This is a genomic window from Streptomyces olivochromogenes, assembly GCF_021538895.1.
GTDB lineage: Bacteria > Actinomycetota > Actinomycetes > Streptomycetales > Streptomycetaceae > Streptomyces > Streptomyces olivochromogenes_A.
In genome coordinates this window covers 34542-51335 of record NZ_JADDRL010000001.1, presented here as the reverse complement: position 1 = coordinate 51335, position 16794 = coordinate 34542, and the positions used below count along the sequence as shown (strand labels likewise).

Annotated in this window: 13 protein-coding genes; 8 read left to right on the top strand and 5 right to left on the bottom strand. The window is 69.9% G+C overall.

From position 1 onward, the window contains the following. Positions 1 to 193 precede the first annotated feature (193 nt). The 7 genes from IPZ69_RS00215 to IPZ69_RS00185 all read left to right on the top strand — a co-directional run bounded on the left by IPZ69_RS00215 (position 194) and on the right by IPZ69_RS00185 (position 11097). The gene (locus tag IPZ69_RS00215) at positions 194 to 349 is read left to right on the top strand and encodes a hypothetical protein (RefSeq protein ID WP_235451532.1); all 156 of its coding nucleotides are present in this window, start codon (positions 194 to 196) and stop codon (positions 347 to 349) included. Positions 350 to 410: 61 nt separating this feature from the next. After that, positions 411 to 1130 (top strand): hypothetical protein, encoded by a 720-nt coding sequence (locus IPZ69_RS00210; protein ID WP_235451531.1) that lies wholly within the window; start codon positions 411 to 413, stop codon positions 1128 to 1130. Positions 1131 to 1545: 415 nt separating this feature from the next. After that, positions 1546 to 3678, top strand: a complete 2133-nt coding sequence (locus tag IPZ69_RS00205) for a protein kinase domain-containing protein (protein WP_235451530.1) — start codon at positions 1546 to 1548, stop codon at positions 3676 to 3678. Between the two features lie 252 nt (positions 3679 to 3930). Beyond that, positions 3931 to 5271 (top strand): L-lysine 6-transaminase, encoded by a 1341-nt coding sequence (gene lat, locus IPZ69_RS00200; RefSeq protein WP_235451529.1) that lies wholly within the window; start codon positions 3931 to 3933, stop codon positions 5269 to 5271. Positions 5272 to 5300: 29 nt separating this feature from the next. Next, complete coding sequence (locus IPZ69_RS00195) at positions 5301 to 6854, top strand: aldehyde dehydrogenase family protein (protein WP_235451528.1); 1554 nt, start codon at positions 5301 to 5303, stop codon at positions 6852 to 6854. Continuing rightward, complete coding sequence (locus IPZ69_RS00190) at positions 6851 to 9031, top strand: thiamine pyrophosphate-dependent enzyme (protein WP_235451527.1); 2181 nt, start codon at positions 6851 to 6853, stop codon at positions 9029 to 9031. Before IPZ69_RS00195 ends, IPZ69_RS00190 begins: the two co-directional genes overlap by 4 nt. 239 nt (positions 9032 to 9270) lie before the next feature. Then, positions 9271 to 11097, top strand: a complete 1827-nt coding sequence (locus tag IPZ69_RS00185; protein WP_235451526.1) for a hypothetical protein — start codon at positions 9271 to 9273, stop codon at positions 11095 to 11097. 106 nt (positions 11098 to 11203) lie between these two features. Here IPZ69_RS00185 and IPZ69_RS00180 read toward each other — a convergent pair whose 3' ends face one another. From IPZ69_RS00180 to IPZ69_RS00170, 3 genes are all read right to left on the bottom strand, one after another. After that, positions 11204 to 11593, bottom strand: a complete 390-nt coding sequence (locus tag IPZ69_RS00180; RefSeq protein WP_235451525.1) for a hypothetical protein — start codon at positions 11591 to 11593, stop codon at positions 11204 to 11206. A 94-nt stretch (positions 11594 to 11687) separates the two neighbouring features. Then, a complete protein-coding gene (locus IPZ69_RS00175) occupies positions 11688 to 12689 on the bottom strand; it encodes a peptidoglycan-binding protein (RefSeq protein ID WP_235451524.1) in 1002 nt (333 codons plus the stop codon). Positions 12690 to 12696: 7 nt separating this feature from the next. After that, positions 12697 to 12843: a hypothetical protein gene (locus tag IPZ69_RS00170; RefSeq protein ID WP_235451523.1), complete on the bottom strand. Its 147-nt coding sequence runs from the start codon at positions 12841 to 12843 to the stop codon at positions 12697 to 12699. A gap of 232 nt (positions 12844 to 13075) precedes the next feature. On the opposite strand from IPZ69_RS00170, the gene IPZ69_RS00165 reads away from it, so the two are divergent. Further along, the gene (locus tag IPZ69_RS00165) at positions 13076 to 13561 is read left to right on the top strand and encodes a hypothetical protein (protein WP_235451522.1); all 486 of its coding nucleotides are present in this window, start codon (positions 13076 to 13078) and stop codon (positions 13559 to 13561) included. A 110-nt stretch (positions 13562 to 13671) separates the two neighbouring features. Here the strand turns inward: IPZ69_RS00165 and IPZ69_RS00160 are convergent, their stop codons facing one another. Further along, on the bottom strand, positions 13672 to 15339 hold the full coding sequence (locus IPZ69_RS00160) for a methyltransferase (RefSeq protein WP_235451521.1): 1668 nt from the start codon (positions 15337 to 15339) through the stop codon (positions 13672 to 13674). A gap of 53 nt (positions 15340 to 15392) precedes the next feature. Next, positions 15393 to 16559 (bottom strand): 4-hydroxybenzoate 3-monooxygenase, encoded by a 1167-nt coding sequence (locus tag IPZ69_RS00155; RefSeq protein WP_374292522.1) that lies wholly within the window; start codon positions 16557 to 16559, stop codon positions 15393 to 15395. Between the last annotated feature and the right edge of the window lie 235 nt (positions 16560 to 16794).

Below are 16794 nucleotides of genomic sequence, written 5' to 3'. Positions count from 1 at the left end.
CGGGAGCCATCCCCGACCGACACGGACAACGGACAAGGGCGGAAGGCCCGGTAGCGCTCCACGTCACACCGCATCGCCGGGTCGATCAAGCGGACTGCGTCACGACAGCGATCTCGCGGACCATGTCCGGACGCTGGTCGGACTCGTCGGTGGGCGCCATGCCGAGCTGGCACTCCTGTCCCTCGACTGCAGCGTGGAGTTGCTTCTCGGCTTCGGCAGCGAGAACGGTCAGGGAGGCTGCGTCCTGCCGACCGAGCCGCTGACGGAAGTCTGCGCGCTGGGACTCGACATCGTGCTCGACCTCTATCCGCCGGAGTCAGCGGCAGCGGTCGCTCCCGGATCTTCCTGAGCAGGTGGCGTGAGCGTCGAGTCGGCTGTCAGTGCGGTCTCGTAGGATCGCCGCTCGTCCGGTGCTGCTGCTCTTCATGGGGGACGTCTTGAGCTTTGATCTTGGGGTTTGGGCCGCGGATGTGCGGCCTTCGCGTGCCGAGGCCTTGGACACGTATCGGCGTCTCTGCGGGGGCGAGCCTGCGGCGGTGGGTGCCGCCCCGGCGGTCTCCGCTTTCCATGCGGCCTTGATGGCCGAGTTTCCCGAGCCGACCGACAGTGCGGACGAGACGGGCGAGTCGTCGTCACCCTGGTCGGCGGCGCTTGATGTCGGAGACGGACATGTACTGATGGCGATGGGGTGGGGGCGGGCCGCACAAGTGGCGCCCCGAGCGATCGACTTGGCCGGTCGGCATGGGTTGATCTGCTTCGATCCGCAGGCAGGCGACGTCCATGTCCCGCCCGCGCTGCGGTCCCCCGATGCGTTGGAACTGCAGTCGTGCGTCGGTCTTTCGGTGAGCGACCCGGATCTGGAGACCATCGTGGGGGCGGTGCGCCGGCTGTCGGCAGACAACTGGTTCGTGATCCTTGAGGACTCGGCGGGCCGCTATGTCCAGGTCGGGACGGGTGCTCGGGCGGGTGCCGAGGAGGGCGGCGATGCGGTGGAGTTCCGGGACGGCTCGCCGGCGGGGCACTACCGCTGCCTGCTTCATGACCGCGAGCAGGTCGTGTCCGTCTTCATGGACTTCGCGCGAGCCCGGAAGCTGCCGACCGGGATCGCGTGGGAGAAGTTGACGCTGTGATCGCTGAAGCGGGGTTACCTGAAGGGCACACGCCGAGCACCGTGGCGGTCGGCGCTCTTGCCGCAGCAGCTCAGGGCCTTCGCGCTGACACGGCCGGGGGACCGGCCGTCGGAGGCCGTTGACCTGCGACACCCCGGCCGCCTGCCGACAGGTGCGCACCGAGCCCGATTCCTGCGCGGCCTCCACCCGCCCTCCCGGTGCGGCGGCCGTCAGCCGGTGCGCCTCCGAGGCCTCGATCACGGCCTGACAACGAGCATGTAATCAACCGATCCGACTCAATGACGACGTGAGCGGAGCATCTAGACTGATGGCCGGGATTGGGGAGTTTTGCGGCCGATGACGGCCGCTTGACAGCCTTGGGGGGCCGGGGTGAGCAGTTCCCGTAGCCACGCCGCAGGTGCGAGATGGGGGAGTCATGAAGCCGCTCGAAGCGGGTGATCCCGCCTCTGTCGGGGACGGCAAGTACCGGCTGGTCGGACGGCTCGGCCAGGGCGGCATGGGTGTCGTGTACTTCGGCCGGTCGCGGTCGGGGCGGGCGGTGGCCGTCAAGGTCGTACGGCCCGAGCTGAGCACGGAACCGGGCTTCCGGCGCAGGTTCGCCCAAGAAGTGGCCGCGGCGCGCCGCGTCGGCGGCTTTCACACCGCGCCGGTCGTGGACGCCGACCCGGAGGGCGTGCCGGCCTGGCTGGTGACGGCCTACGTACCCGGACCCACGCTGCAGGCCGTGCTCGACCAGGTGGGCCCCCTCCCGATGGACACGCTCACCGTGCTGGCTGCCGGCCTCGCCGAGGCGCTGGCGGCCATACACCAGGCCGGGGTCATCCACCGCGATCTGAAGCCCGCCAACATCATCATCGCGGAGGACGGTCCCCGGGTCATCGACTTCGGCATCGCGCGGGCCCTCGACGGTACGGCCCTCACGCAGACCGGGTTCCAGATCGGCACCCCCGGCTTCCTCGCGCCGGAGCAGCTCACCGGGGGCGCGCTCACTCCCGCGGTGGACATGTTCGCGCTGGGTGTCGTGCTCAGCCAGGCGGCCGGGGGCGCTCCGTTCGGGTACGGGGCGTCGGCGGCCCGGCACTACCGCGTCGTCCACGAACAGCCGGACCTCACGGGCGTCCCCGACCAGCTGCGCGGGCTCGTCGCGGCCTGCCTGGCCAAGGATCCGCGGCACCGCCCCGGACCGTTGGACTTCCTCAATCTCCTGACGGTCCACCATCCGCCGGACGGCGTCTGGCTGCCCGCCGAGGCCACCGCGCTCGTACGGAGCCAGGATCCGGCGACGTACTTCGCACCGACGGATCGCCCCGCGGCCGCGCCCACCGACCCGCGCATGGCCATGTCCGCCCCGCCGACGGTCACCGAGGGGACGGCCGTGTCCCACCAGCCCCGGACCGTCCAGTCGCCGCCGAGCTCCACCTTCGGACCCGCGCCGGGCTCCACCTTCGGACCCGCGCCGGGATTCGGCCTCGGCCCCGGACAGCCGCCTGGCGGCCCCGTTTCGCCCGGCGGACCCGGACCGGTGGGCGGCACACCACTGGTGGGCGGCACCGGACCGGCAGGCGACTCCGAGTCCCGGCGCAAGCGCCGCGCGACGGTCGCCGTGGCGGTGCTGGTGGCCGCGGCGGCCGCCGCGGGACTGCTCGTGTGGCAGCCCTGGGCCGGCTCCGGCAGGGGTGGCGCCAGTGCCAACGGCTCCTCGCCGTCGCCCCGGCACTCGACCCCCGCCGCCTTTCCCGATGCCTCGCTGCTGGTCCGGATGGACACGGACCCCGGATCGTCGACGTGCCACAGCGTGATCGGCCGCCGCGATTCCACCACGGACAACCCGAAACAGCTGATCGACGGCACCTGCGACGTCCTGCCGCAATGGGCCCCCGACCGCAAGTCGTTCGCGTTCACGCGCAACTCGTCGCAGGGATCGGCCGTATGGACGGCGAACGCGGACGGTACCGGTGTCCGCCGGATCGCCGCCATCTCGGGCGGCCGGGTGTCCTGGTCCCCGGACGGCAGGAAACTGGCCGTCCTCGGTCGGCGGGACGGAGTGCAGCAGCTGTTCGTCGTGAATGTCTCCGACCGCTCCGTCCAGCAGCTGACCACCGGCACCGGCAAGGTGGAGGACCCGGCCTGGTCCCCCGACGGCAAGCACATCGCCATCTGCCTGCAGAAGACGTCGGGCTGGCAGATCCACCTCGTCGATCTCTCGAACCCGGGCGGCGAACCCCGGCAAGTGACCCACCAGTCCCGGCGGGCACTCGACCCCGTCTGGTCCCCGGACGGCAAGTACTTCGCCTACACCGCTGGCGCGCCCGGCGTGGGGACAGGGGGAGACATCCGCGTCGTCAGGACTGACGGCACGGGCGACAGACCGCTGGTGCAGACCGACGCCCAGGAGATGGACCCGGTCTGGTCGCCGGACGGCAAGTGGGTGGCCTTCGTCCGGGGGCCCTTCGACACACCGGCCATCTGGGCCATCCGCGCGGACGGTACGGGCGAGCGCAAGCTGACCACCGGGAGCGTGCCGGAGGGCCACCCCTCCTGGCGGTGAGGCGTCGGGGCGCCGTTCCGTGGAGCCGCAACGGGAGGGTCCGCGAGGTGATCACAAAGGGCGGCCGAGGCCGAGGCCGGTAGCTCCGCGTGGCCGTCGGCGGCCTCGCCATGGCGGGTCAGATTTTTCTTCGAGCATCCACCGTTGAACGAACTCTTGTGGCTACTGTGGCGACGTACCTAAAATACTTTCGCTGCTTCTCGCATTCAACGAAATTTATTCGGTGAACGATGATCGAGAGTAGGTGCCTCCATGACGGTTGCTGCTGTGTCGACGGTCCTCCCGGACGAGGTGCACGAGAGGCTCGGCCGCTATGTGCTGACCGACGGTTTCAAACTTGTGCTCGACCCGCTCGCCAGTCACGGCTCGTGGATCGTCGACGCGCGTACCGGTGAGAGGTTCCTCGACCTCTACTCGTTCTTCGCGTCCGCTCCGTTGGGGCTCAACGCGCCGGGCATCGTGGACGATCCGGAGTTCATGACCCTGCTCGCCCAGGTGGCGGCGAACAAGCCCGCCAACCCCGACATCTACACCACGCACTACGCCGAGTTCGTCGAGACGTTCGCCCGGGTGCTCGGTGATCCGGAGCTGCCGAGGCTGTTCTTCGTCGAGGGCGGGGCGCTGGCCGTCGAAAACGCGCTGAAGACGGCGTTCGACTGGAAGAGCCGCCGCAACGAGGCCGCGGGCCGCTCGCCCGAGCTCGGTACCAAGGTGCTCCACCTTCGGCGGGCGTTCCACGGCCGCAGCGGTTACACCCTCTCGCTGACCAACACCGAGCCCAACAAGACGGCTCGTTTCCCGAAGTTCGACTGGCCGCGCATCGACGTTCCCGCCGTGCGGTTCCCCCTTGAGCACCACCTCGCCGAGGTCGAGGAGGCCGAGCGGCGGTCCCTCGCACAGGCGCGGCAGGCGTTCGAGGACAATCCGCACGACGTCGCCTGCTTCATCGCCGAGCCGATCCAGGGCGAGGGAGGCGACAACCACATGCGCCCGGAGTTCCTGCAAGCGATGCAGGCGCTCTGCCACGAGTACGACGCGCTGTTCGTGCTCGACGAGGTGCAGACCGGGGTGGGGATCACCGGCACCACCTGGGCCTACCAGCAACTCGGCCTCGCGCCGGATATCGTCGCATTCGCCAAGAAGGTCCAGCTCGGTGGCATCATGGCCGGCCGCCGGGTCGACCAGGTACCCGACAACGTCTTCCGGGTCTCCGGGCGGATCAACTCCACCTGGGGCGGCGGGCTGGTCGACATGGTCCGGGCCCGCCGCATCCTGGAGATCATCGAAAGGGACGACCTGGTGAGCAATGCCGCTGCCGTGGGATCGTGGTTCCTGGCCGAACTACGTGATCTGGAAGTCCGACACGCACCGGTGGCCTCCAACTCGCGGGGGCGCGGACTGATGAGTGCCCTCGATCTGCCCGACAGCGGCGTCCGCGACGAGGTGGTACGCCGGTTGCGAACCGAGGAACAGGTGATCGCCTTGCCGTGCGGTGAGCGTACGGTGCGCTTCCGCCCCGCCCTGTCCATCACCAAGGACGACCTCGGGATCGCCCTGCGGGCCCTCGACCGGGTCCTCGCCGGTCTGCACTGACCCCGTACCAGCCGACAAGGAGCAAAGTCATGGCCCGTTCCGTCGCCTCGATCGTCGCCGGCCGCCTCGTCGCCGGTGCTCCCGGCGGGACCCTTCAGCGCCCCAATCCCGGCCGTACCGCCGAGCTGGTCACCGAGGTCTCGCTCGGGGACGCCGCCACGTTCGTCGAGGCCGCCAAGGCCGCCAAGGAGGCTCAGCGAACCTGGGCGGACATCCCGGCGCCGGTGCGCGGATCCGCGATCGGCAAGATCGGCCGGCTGGTCGAAGCCAACAAGGACCGGCTCGCCCGCATCGTGACCGAGGAGATCGGCAAGCCGTACGCGGAGGCACTCGGCGAGGTCCAGGAGATCATCGACACTTGCGACTTCTTCCTGGGCGAAGGCCGCCGGCTGTACGGGCAGACGGTGCCCTCGGAGATGCCCGACAAGCAGCTGTTCACCTTCCGCAACCCCATGGGCGCGGTCGCGGTGATCACGGCGGGCAACTTCCCCGTGGCCGTGCCCGCCTGGTACCTCGTGCCGGCGCTCGTGACCGGCAACACCGTCGTGTGGAAGCCCGCCGAGTACGCCGCCGCGAGCGCCAAGGCCCTCTTCGAGCTGTTCGTGCACGGAGGCGGCCTGCCCGACGGCGTACTCAACCTCGTACTCGCCGACGGGGAGCAGACGTACGCCGGTCTGGAGGCCTCCCTGGGGGCAGGGCTGGTCGACAAGGTCGGCTTCACCGGGTCCACGGTCGTCGGCCAGAAGATCGGGGCCCTGTGCGGAAGCCATCTGCAGACCCCGTGTCTGGAGCTGGGTGGCAAGAACCCCCAGGTGGTCACCCCGAGCGCGAACCTCGACCTGGCGGTCGAGGGGGCGTTGTTCTCCGGATTCGGCACCGCGGGGCAGCGGTGCACCTCCCTCGGGACGCTCATCGTGCACGAGTCGGTGCACGAGGACTTCCTCGCCCGACTGGACGCCGCGAGCCGCGCGGCCCGGATCGGCGACGCGTTCGAGGACGTCCTCTACGGCCCGATGCTCGACCAGCGGTTCGCGGAGCGCTACGAGACCTTCCTCGGGTGGATCAAGGACCATCACCGGACGTACGGCTCCGACGGCGTCGGGCGGATCACGGCCGACAACCCGCGCAAGGGCTTCGTCGGGGACCCCGAAGCGGGCATGTTCTACCACCCGGTGATCGTCGACGGCGTGCGCCGCGACGACGACCTGTTCCTCACCGAGACCTTCGGCCCCATCGTCGGAGTCATTACCTACCGGGACTTCGGCGAGGCCCTCGATCTGGCCAACGCCCACGGATACGGCCTGTCCGCCGCGATCTACACCACCGATCCGCACGACGTGTGGACGTTCCGGCGCGGGATCTCCGCGGGCATGGTCAGCGTCAACAACACCACCTCCGGCGCCGAGGCGCACCTCCCGTTCGGCGGCAACGGCAAGTCGGGCAACGGCAGTCGCCAGTCGGGGCAGTGGGTGCTCGACCAGTTCACCCGCTGGCAGTCGATGAACTGGGACTACTCGGGCCGTCTGCAGAAGGCGCAGATGGACGTGGCCACGCTTGAACCCGACATGGCTTTCCGCCTGTGAGCGGCGTCGAGGACCTGGACCGGCACTTCCGCGAGGAAGTGGCCGGTCTTCGGTCTCCCGACCACGTGGCGGGTCCGGGCGGTGGGCGGAACACCCGCACCGCTCTGGACACCCGTACCGCCCTCGACCTGTTCGACGCCCAACTGGAGAGCCGGCACGCCGACGCCGCCGCGCGCTGGATGCAGCAACAGGGCCGTGGCTACTACACGATCGGATCGAGCGGGCACGAAGGCAACGCGGCGGTCGCCCTCGCGTTGCGCCCCACCGACCCGGCGTTGCTGCACTACCGGTCCGGCGCCTTCTACTGCGCCCGCGCCCGGCAGGCCGGCGGCGTCGACGCGGTCAGGGACATGCTGCTCGGGGTTGCCGCAGGGGCCGACGAGCCGATCGCCGGGGGACGGCACAAGGTGTACGGGCGGCGCGAACTGGCCGTCGTCCCGCAGACGTCGACCATCTCCTCCCACCTGCCCCGGGCGGTCGGGGTGGCGTGGAGCATCGCCCGGGCCAAGCGGCTCGGAACCGAGTGCGCCTGGCCCGACGACGCCGTCGTCTGCTGTTCCTTCGGCGACGCCTCGGTCAACCACTCCACGGCGGCCGGCGCCATCAACAGCGCCTGCCACGCGGCCTATCAGGGGCTTCCGATGCCGGTGCTGTTCGTCTGCGAGGACAACGGCCTGGGGATCAGCGTGCCGACACCGCACGACTGGGTGCGGCGTGCCTACGGCAACCGGCCCGGCCTCGCCTACTTCGCCGCGGACGGGTGTGATCCGTCAGCCGCCTTCGACGCCGCGTGCGAGGCAGTGGCCCACGTCCGCAAGCACCGGCAACCCGCGTTCCTGCACCTGTCGATGGTGCGCTTCCTCGGCCACGCGGGTTCGGACGCCGAAGCCGCCTACCGGCTGCCTTCCGAAGTCGACGCGGATCTGCGACGCGACCCGCTGCTCGCCACCGCCCGGCTGCTCACAACCGCCGGCGTCCTCACCCGGCAGCAGGTTCTCGACCGATACGACGAGGTGGGCGGACGGGTGTTCGCCCTCGCCAAGGAGGCCCTCGACAGCGAGCCCCTGACCACCGCCGCGGAGATCGCCGCCCCCATCGCACCCCGCCGTCCCGACCGCGTGGCGGCCGCGGCACGCCGTACGGGCGAACCACCCACCGTGCCCGTCGGCGAGCCCGTCACCGTCGCCCAGGCCATCACCCACACACTCGCCGACCTGCTCGGCAGCCACCCGGAGATGGTCGTCTTCGGCGAGGACGTCGGCCGCAAGGGCGGGGTCTACGGACTGACCCGGGGACTGCAGCGGCGTTTCGGTACGGCCCGGGTCTTCGACACCCTGCTCGACGAGCAGGCCATCCTCGGTCTCGCGCTGGGGGCGGGGCTGTCCGGGCTGCTGCCGGTGGCGGAGATCCAGTACCTCGCGTATCTGCACAACGCCGAGGACCAACTGCGCGGCGAGGCTGCCACGATTCAGTTCTTCTCCCAGGGCCAGTACCGCAACCCCCTGGTGGTCCGCGTTGCCGGCTACGGCTACCAGCGCGGGTTCGGCGGTCACTTCCACAACGACAACGCGCTGGGCGTCCTGCGTGACATTCCCGGTCTGGTCATCGCCTCCCCGTCCCGCCCCGACGACGCCGCCGCGATGCTCCGCACGTGCGTGGCGGCCGGGAAGGTGGACGGAACGGTCAGCGCCTTCCTGGAGCCGATCGCGCTCTACCACACGCGAGACCTCCACGCGGAGGGTGACAACGCCTGGCTCGCGGCATACCCGCCACCCGCGGACCACGTGCCGATCGGTCGGGCACGCACCTACGGGACAGGCACGGACCTGACCCTCGTGACGTTCGGCAACGGCCTGCCCATCTCGCTTCGAGCCGCCCGCCGGCTGGAGCGGCAGGGCATCGCGTGCCGGGTCGTCGACCTGCGCTGGCTGGCACCCCTGCCGGTCGACGACCTGCTACGGGAGGCTCGCGCGACGGGACGCGTCCTCGTGGTCGACGAGACCCGCCGTACGGGAGGTGTGTCCGAGGGAGTCGTCACCGCCCTGGTCGATGCCGGATTCACCGGCGCCGTCCGACGTGTCGCCAGTGCCGACAGCTTCATCCCGCTGGGGAACGCGGCGCAGTTGGTGCTCGTGTCCGAGGCCGACGTCGAGCGCGCCGCCAGCGAACTGCTCTGAGCGCAGGGGGAGTTCGCGGACCCAGACCCGTGTCGGACCTCCGTGCTTTCACGGATGCCCTCGACCGGTGGGGCGGGCCAGTGTGGAGGGGCCGTGACCTGAGCAGTGGCCATTCATTGTGGACCTGCTCGGTTCAGGGCTGCGCGAGGCAGACCAGTCACCTCTCTGGCCTGCAACTCCATACCCCCCATGACAGACGACGCTGGAAGGCATCTATGCGTTCCCGATCACTTCTCCGTTTGCGGCCTGTACCGCGCGGCGGCCGGACGCTGGGCGCGGCGCTGCTGTGCACCGTGGCAGCGCTCGGCACCGCGATAGCGGCCCCGGCCCCGAGTGGCGCCGCCGCCACCGCCGACGACGTGGTCAGCAGCCACTGGATCGGCCTGGGCTACAACCAGAACCCCCAGCCGCCGAACGGCACCACCTGGAACACCGCCGACTGGAACCAGATGGTGTCCCGCACCGAATACATGAAACCGGGCCTGGTCCGGGTCATGTTCAACGTGCCCTGGTTCTGGAGCGGCACTGACGCGGGCGGCACCTACGACTTCAAGAGCGCCGCCTATCTGAACGCCGAGAAGGTGATCAAGCATTACGTCGACGAGGGCGTACCGGTCGTCAGCGGGCTGTTCGGCATCGACGATCTGACGTACACCGCCGCGAACACGGCCACCATCCAGGCGACGCTGGTCAAGCACCTTCAGGCCGACGGCGCCGCGCCCACCTACTGGGTCGGTGTCAACGAGCCCAACGTCTCCACCGGCCCGAAGTCGTACTCGTACGCCGACTGGACCACCGCGACGACCAACCTCGCGTCGGCGTTCGCGACCGCCGGGGTGGACACCGCCCGGACGACCGTCTCCGGCGCCGACACCGCCGAGGCGGGCATCAGCGCCTACGGCGGCGACCTCGGCCGCCAGACCGCGCCCAGATGCAACTCCGGATGCGACTCCGGCCTGGTCTGGAAGCTGGCCTCACTGAACACGTTCACCGCGCAGGTCTACGCCGACAGTGCCACCGACAGTGCGGTTGCCTTCCAGACCTCGTCGGACGGCACGACCTGGAGGAACCTGACAGTCGCGCCGCCGACACCGGTCGCCATGGTCACGGGCAAGAACGGAGGCGGGATGTGGCGCTACACCTATACCGCCTCCGGCATCACCGGTGCCAAGTACCTGCGCCTGTCGGTGGCCTCCTCGACCCTTGAGCACACGGTCGGCTCGATGAGCCTCGCCAACAACAGCACGTCCCTCGACGATTCGCTCGACGACATGACGCAGACACAGACCGCCCTGGACACCGGAACCTGGAACGGCAACGGCTCCTGGTGGCTGCGCTCCGCGAAGAGCGGCCTGGTGGGGGCCAGCGAGGCACACTTCTACGACCAGGAACTGTACGGCGCGGCCCCGGAGTACGCCGAGCCCGTGCTCAGTCAGGCCGTGTCCCAGCTGCGGTCGGCGGCACCGGGCATGCCGGTGCTTCTGGGGGAGACGGGCATGAAGGCCGCCCAGTACCCGGACGGCAGCAAGGACTACCGCTTCGCGCTCGACACGACCCAGCCGCTGCGCATGGCGGACCTGGCCGTGCAGGAGGCCCGCAGCGGCGTCGACGGCGCGGCGGCCTGGTGCCTCGACGGCTATGCCTCGACCACGTTCTGCGGGATGTGGGGGAGGGGCAGCGAAGACCCCGGCAAGGTGTCGGCCCACTCGACGGCGCTGCGTCCGTGGTTCTACACCTGGAGCCTGCTGACCCGGTACCTGCCCACCGGGTCCACCATCCACGCGCCGGCCCAGCCGACGGGTGTGCGCGTGCTGGCCGCTCAACTGCCAGGCGGTGGCTGGACGTTCGCCCTGGTCAACCGCACGTCCGTCGCGCAGACGGTGAGGCTGAGCGAGCCGACCGGGTCGATCACTCTCAACAAGTACGTCTACACGGACGGAGCCACCCCGAGCACCGACGCCAACGGCTTCCCCATGAAGGTCGGCACACTGACGGCGAACTTCACCAGCGGCCACGCGCTGACCGTGGGCGCCGACTCCGTCGCGGTGTTCACCACCGCGTCGTAGCTCCGTCGGCTGGTGCAAGCCTGCGGTATCCCCCGCGCGTCGCCATAGGGGAACGGCCCGCCCGGATGATCCGGGCGGGCCGTGCGTGCCTGTGTGGTGTGGTTGGTCAGGTGTGGTCGGGATGCCAGGGGCTGCAGGTGTCGCCGCCCGCGTCGTCGACGCAGATGCGGTACGTGATGTTCTGCCGTCCGGTGAAGGTGCGGTCGAAGTCGACGTGGCTGCCGCAGCCGAGGCTGTTGCGCAGGGTGCGGGTGGATGCGCCGGTGCGGCGGTACTGGGCGTAGACGTCGTTCCCGTCGCACTTGGTGTCGGAGACGCGGAAGTCGTCGGTGCTGCTCCAGTAGTTGACCCGCGCTGCTTCGGAGCGGGGGCTGCCGGTCTGCACGGTGACCTGTCCGGAGGCCGAAGCCGTGGCGGTCGAGAGGGCGACGGTGAGGCCGGCCGACGAGGCGACGAGGAACGCGCGGTACAGCTGGCGGGTGAGGCTGGTGGCCATGGTTTCCTTCCAAGGACGCGTGGCGGGGTGCAGGTCGCGCAGACGGCGCCCGCCCTCTGCGGGACCCGCACCGATGGGGTGTGCTGGTTGTCTGCTAGAAGGTGTGGGCGTTGAGGGCCTTCTGCAGTTGGCTGGTGGTGCTGGTGTCCCAGGCGTCCTGGGATGCGAGTCCGAGGTGCTTGTTGAGGGCGGTGACGGTGTCGGGGCCGGTGACGCCGTCGGCGGTCACCTGCAGATAGCTCTGCAGGGCCTTGACGGTCAGCGGTCCGAACGCGCCGTCGACGTCGAGTCCGGCGCCGGTCCTGGCGTTGAGGGCCTGCTGAAGGGCGGCGCAGGTGGCCGGGCCGAACTGGCCGTCCACGTCGAGGAGTGCGGGAGTGGCGACGACAGCCCTGGGCTTGATCACGCCGGTGTGGCCGGCGAGTGCTGCCTTCATGACGGCGGCGGTGTGCGGGCCGTATTCGCCGTCCACGGTCAGGTTGTGCTTGGCCTGGAAGGTGCGGACGGCCTTGTCGGTGGCGGGACCGAACTGGCCGTCGACGGTGAGGCCCGCCTTCTGGACGGTGTTGAGGTTCTTCTGCAGCGTCTTGACGGCGTTGCCGGTCGAGCCCAGGCGCAGGATGCCGTCGTGGCTCGGCATCGGCGCCCCGCCGTCGTAGGCGGGGCGGCCGTACCCGACCACGCAGTAGCGGCCTCGCACCCTGCGGCGGAACGCGTCGGAGGTGTTGCCCTCCAGGGTGGTGATGGTGCCGTTGGAGTGGACGGCCTCGACCAGGCCGACGTGCTTGATCGAGCTGATGGAGCGGCCGCCGGAGAAGTCGAAGAAGACGACGTCGCCGGGGCGGATGCCGCCGATGCCGTAGTGCCAGCGGCCGTGTGACTGGAAGGCGCGGGCGTGGGCGGTGGTGAGGGCGAACTTGCCCATCACGGCCTTGAGGTTGTCGGAGTGGGCGGCCTCGTAGCTGATCGACATGTCGCACCACGGTCCGGAGAAGCCGTACCAGGAGGTGACGAGGTTGTGGTTCGAGCCGGGCGGGTGCTCGGTGGTGCCAAGGAGCTTGCGGGCGACGGCGATCATTCCCTGTGCGGTTCCCATGTCAGTGTCAGAGCTCCATGTCGTCGGGAAGGGCGTCGAGGTCGGAGGTGACCTCGTGGTCGGGGTCCTGGCTGACGCCGGTCTGGTCGGGGTCGACGTCGAAGATGCCCGCGCCGCCCTCCGGGTACGGCGGGGTCTGCTCGCTCTCGCTCATGAGCGCTGACTCCTTTGCGTGTCGGTGGATGGGTGGGCCGCCCCGTCTCCGGCCGGCGGGGCGACCGCCGTGCATCACCGAGTTCAGCGGGCCGGGAATTGAATGGGCAGCCGGTCCCGCCACCCTGATCAATGGCCGTATCGCAGGTCACGGGCACGGTGTTGCCACTCTGACCGAAGAGGGCGCCTCTGGCGGGGGTGCGCTGGGTCGGTGAGCCGGGCAGCATGGCGGGGTGAGCGACCTGCTGTGGGATGACGTGAAGTGCTTCTTCGACCTGGACTTGATGGGGTCGTTGCCGGACGTGCGTGTCCCGAATGCCTCGGTGGACGACTGGCAGGCGGTCCTCGATCTTGTCGCGGAGAAGGGCTGGAAGTGCCAGTACTCCGAGGGGGACACGTTGCTTCCGGTGCCCCGGGCGGAGGCCGTGCTCTCCCGTGCGGCGGATGCTGAGTGCCCGGACCTGCGGGTCTGGCCGACGGCCGATGTGTTGGCGATCTTCCGTTTCCATGCCGACGATGAAGTCGACTTCGACGTCGACCTGCGGGAGTTGCAGGGCCAGGAGCGACTCGACGTGTTCTGCGGCTTCCTCCGGGAGATCGGACAGCGGCTGGGCAAGCCGGTACTGATGGACCCGGAGGGCGAGTACGGCCATCCGGTGCTCGGCTTCGACGTCGAGGCCGATCGAGCCGTTCTCCTCGCAGACCCACAGGTCAGATGACTGCGGCCGACAGCTGCGGTTCGTATGACGTTCCGTGCCCTTTCCAGCGCCGCACGCAACGGCTCTGCGTGATCGTCGGCGCTGGAAAGGCCGGCACCGGTCCTGGCCGCCTACTTGCGGGCGTGCAGCACGCTGCCGTCCAGGGGTAGTGGTGAGCAGCCGACGAGGGTGAGTTGGGCGTCGCCGAGCAGCTGGGCGTAGTGGTCGGCACGGCGTTCGCGGCCGCCGACGTTGCACATCATGTGGAGGTCCCACGAGGTGGCGAGCGAGGCCGAACCGTCGGCGGGCAGTACGCGCTCGACGATGAGGAGGTCGGCGTGGGCGGGCATCGCGCGCGAGATGTGGCGCAGGATCTCGCGGCAGCGCTCGTCGTCCCAGTCGTGCAGCACGCGGGACAGAATGTAGATGTCCCCGCCGGGCGGTACGTCCGAGAAATCGCCGGCCTGGTACGTGCACCGGTCGCCGTAGCCGCCGGCGTCGAGCAGGTCACGGGCGGCTTCGATGACGTGTGGGCGTTCGAGCAGAACGCCGCGCAGGCGTGGGTGCGCGGCGAGGATGCGGCCGAGCAGTTCCCCGTTGCCGCCCGCGACGTCGACGACCGTCCGAGGGGTGGGTGCCTGGTTCGCGGCCAGGACGACGGGGTGGACGGGCAGCGGTGCGAACATGCGCGAGCTGGCGGCCATGGACTGGTCGAACTGTTCCGCGAGTTCGGGGTGTCGGGCGAAGTAGTCGAAGTGGTTCTCGCCGAAGTGGTGGTCGAAGGCGACCTGCCCCGTCCGCACCGTGTGTCCGAGCCCGGCGAAGGACTGGTAGAACGGTCCGCCGTACATCAGTGCCAGGGGCCGCATCGAACCCGGCAGGTCCGCGCGCAGCAGCGCGCCGAGCCCGGACAGCCGGAAACCGTCCGCGTCTTCCGTGACCACGCCCAGCATCGCGAGATACCGCAGGAGCGTCGCCAGGTTCGTGGGGCCGGCGCCCACCACCTGCGCCAGGGCCTCGACACCGACCCCGCGATCCGTGTCCATGGCGTCGGGCACCCGCAGTTGAGCGAAGGCCGCCAGGGCCTGGGTCGTCCACGCTCCGGTCATCAGACGCAAGAGCGCCTCGGCGGGCTGCCGCGCGCGGTGCTCGTCCAGGTGGGCGGCGAGCACATCCCGGTGATCGCCGTGTGCGTACAGCTCCACCCGCCGGTACCCGGCCTTCGAGTCGGCCGGGGAGGCGAAGTAGAACACCGTGCCGTCCTCGTGCGGGTTGTAGCCCCCGCCGTCGGGGACCGCGCCGTGCCGCGCGAAGATCGCGCACAGGCCGCGCAACACGAGCGGATCCGGACGTACGACCTCGAAGGCGAGGTGCGCCTCGTGCTGCAGGGCGCGCTCATGTTCGGCGATGTCGGCCAGTGGTGAGCCGGGCGGTACGGTCAGCGAGAACACCTCGACTGTGCGGTGTTTCCCGTCCGGGCCGGTCACCGCGGGGCGCAGAATCCTTACCTCCAGTTCCGCCGCGTCGCGTGTGTACCGCATGACCAGCCGATCCCGTACGACGACGCTAGGCAGTGAGGGCGCATCCGCGGCCAGCCCGCAGTCGGTCAGCACAGCGTGGAGCGCCTGTGGTTCGGGAGGGAAGACGAGCAGCGCGGCGTGCGCGAAGCGGCAATGGTCCACCAGCGCCCGCAGTTCCACGCCGTCAAGGCCAGGCAGCAGCAGCGAGAGCAGGCTTGCGGTGTCCTGCTCCCTGACGAACTCGACCGCCGTGCGCAAGCGGTTCGCATCGCCCGGCATCGTCGTCATCATCGTGAAGGGTTCCCCATTCCGGTACTTGGGTGGTGCGGTTCTCATACGCCGACGTAGTGCTCGGCGAACCAGTCCTGCTGGCTGCGCGAGGTGCGCAGCGATTCCATACGCGAACGCCGCAGGCAGGCGTCGAACTGCGCGGCACCGTCCGAGGTGGGCACGCTGTGCAGCAGCCGGATCATCCACTGAGAGAAGTCCTGCGCACGCCAGATGTGCTCCAGGGACCGCGCCGAGTAGCCGGCGAGCCCCTCGCCGTCGCCGTGCGCGAGGTCGTCGACGAGGGCGCGGGCGAGGATCTCCGCCTCCAGCACCGCGAGATTGGCGCCCTTGGCGGCGGACGGGCTGATCACGCTCGCGGCATCGCCCACCAGGAACAGCGATCCGTGACGCAGCGGTTCGAGTACGTCCGACTCCAGTCCGACGACTCCGCGTTGGACGATCCGCCCCCGCCGTAGCGCCCCGTACTCCGACGCGCGCATCCGCAGTTCCAGTTCGTCCCAGAGCCGCTCCTGGGACCAGTCGCCGGCCGGACGGTCTCGGTCCCACTGCAAGTAGTACCGCGTGATGTCGGAGGTACGCGCCATGTGTCCGGCAAAACCCCGGCTGTTGACCGCGTAGCCCACGGCGTCCAGGCTTGGCGGCGCCTCGGCGAGCAGACCCAGCCATGACACACCATGGTCGCGGTGATGGCGGCGCACCGCGTCGGGCGGGAGCGAACTCCGGGCGGCACCATGCCGGCCGTCGCAGCCGGCGACGTATCTGGCCCGCCACCGGTCGGGGCGTCCGTCCGCCTCTCTCACCGTGACCGAGGGCTGAGCGCCGTACGCTCCGAGTACGGCCAACGCCTCGGTTTCGAAGCGGATCCGTCCGCCGGCGTTCACGAACTGCGTCAACAGATCTGTGACCAGGTCCTGTTGCGGATAGACGGTGTGCCGCTCGCCCCGGCCCAGGCTGCCGTAGTCGAGGCGGAAGCGGCCGTCCTCGGTACGGAATTCACAGGTGCTGTGCTCGTGTCCGCGCCGGTGCAGGCCCGCGGCCAAACCGTGCCGGTCCAGGAGCCGCACCGTGTTCGCCGCGAGGAAGCCGGCACGCGCCCGGGTCTGGATGTGCGCGCGGCCGGCACGCTCCAGGATGACGCAGTCGATACCGCTTGCGTGGAGGAGGTTGCCGAGCACCAGCCCGGCCGGTCCGGCGCCGAGGATGATCACATCTGCTGTGTCCTCGGCCACTCGGATGCTCTGACTTTCTGTCACAGAAGCGGATCTTAACCACGGAAAAATGCGCTGACGGGCGAAGATCACCCGAATGTATGCAACGCATCTGAATCAGCGGATTCGGGGCTGTGTGAGGTGGTTGACTTCGCGGATGAGGTCGAGTGGCGGGTGGAGCTCGACGCGGCGGCGTCGTTGGAAATGACCACGTCTGGATCACCGTCACCGTCGG

What these genes read in the sequence shown, in the direction of transcription:
- IPZ69_RS00205 (WP_235451530.1), top strand. Translation starts at nt 1,546, where the DNA reads ATGAAGCCGCTCGAAGCGGGTGATCCCGCCTCTGTCGGGGACGGCAAG.
- IPZ69_RS00195 (WP_235451528.1), top strand. Translation starts at nt 5,301, where the DNA reads ATGGCCCGTTCCGTCGCCTCGATCGTCGCCGGCCGCCTCGTCGCCGGT.
- IPZ69_RS00175 (WP_235451524.1), bottom strand. Translation starts at nt 12,689, where the DNA reads ATGGGAACCGCACAGGGAATGATCGCCGTCGCCCGCAAGCTCCTTGGC.
- lat (WP_235451529.1), top strand. Translation starts at nt 3,931, where the DNA reads ATGACGGTTGCTGCTGTGTCGACGGTCCTCCCGGACGAGGTGCACGAG.
- IPZ69_RS00180 (WP_235451525.1), bottom strand. Translation starts at nt 11,593, where the DNA reads ATGGCCACCAGCCTCACCCGCCAGCTGTACCGCGCGTTCCTCGTCGCC.
- IPZ69_RS00160 (WP_235451521.1), bottom strand. Translation starts at nt 15,339, where the DNA reads ATGCCGGGCGATGCGAACCGCTTGCGCACGGCGGTCGAGTTCGTCAGG.
- IPZ69_RS00170 (WP_235451523.1), bottom strand. Translation starts at nt 12,843, where the DNA reads ATGAGCGAGAGCGAGCAGACCCCGCCGTACCCGGAGGGCGGCGCGGGC.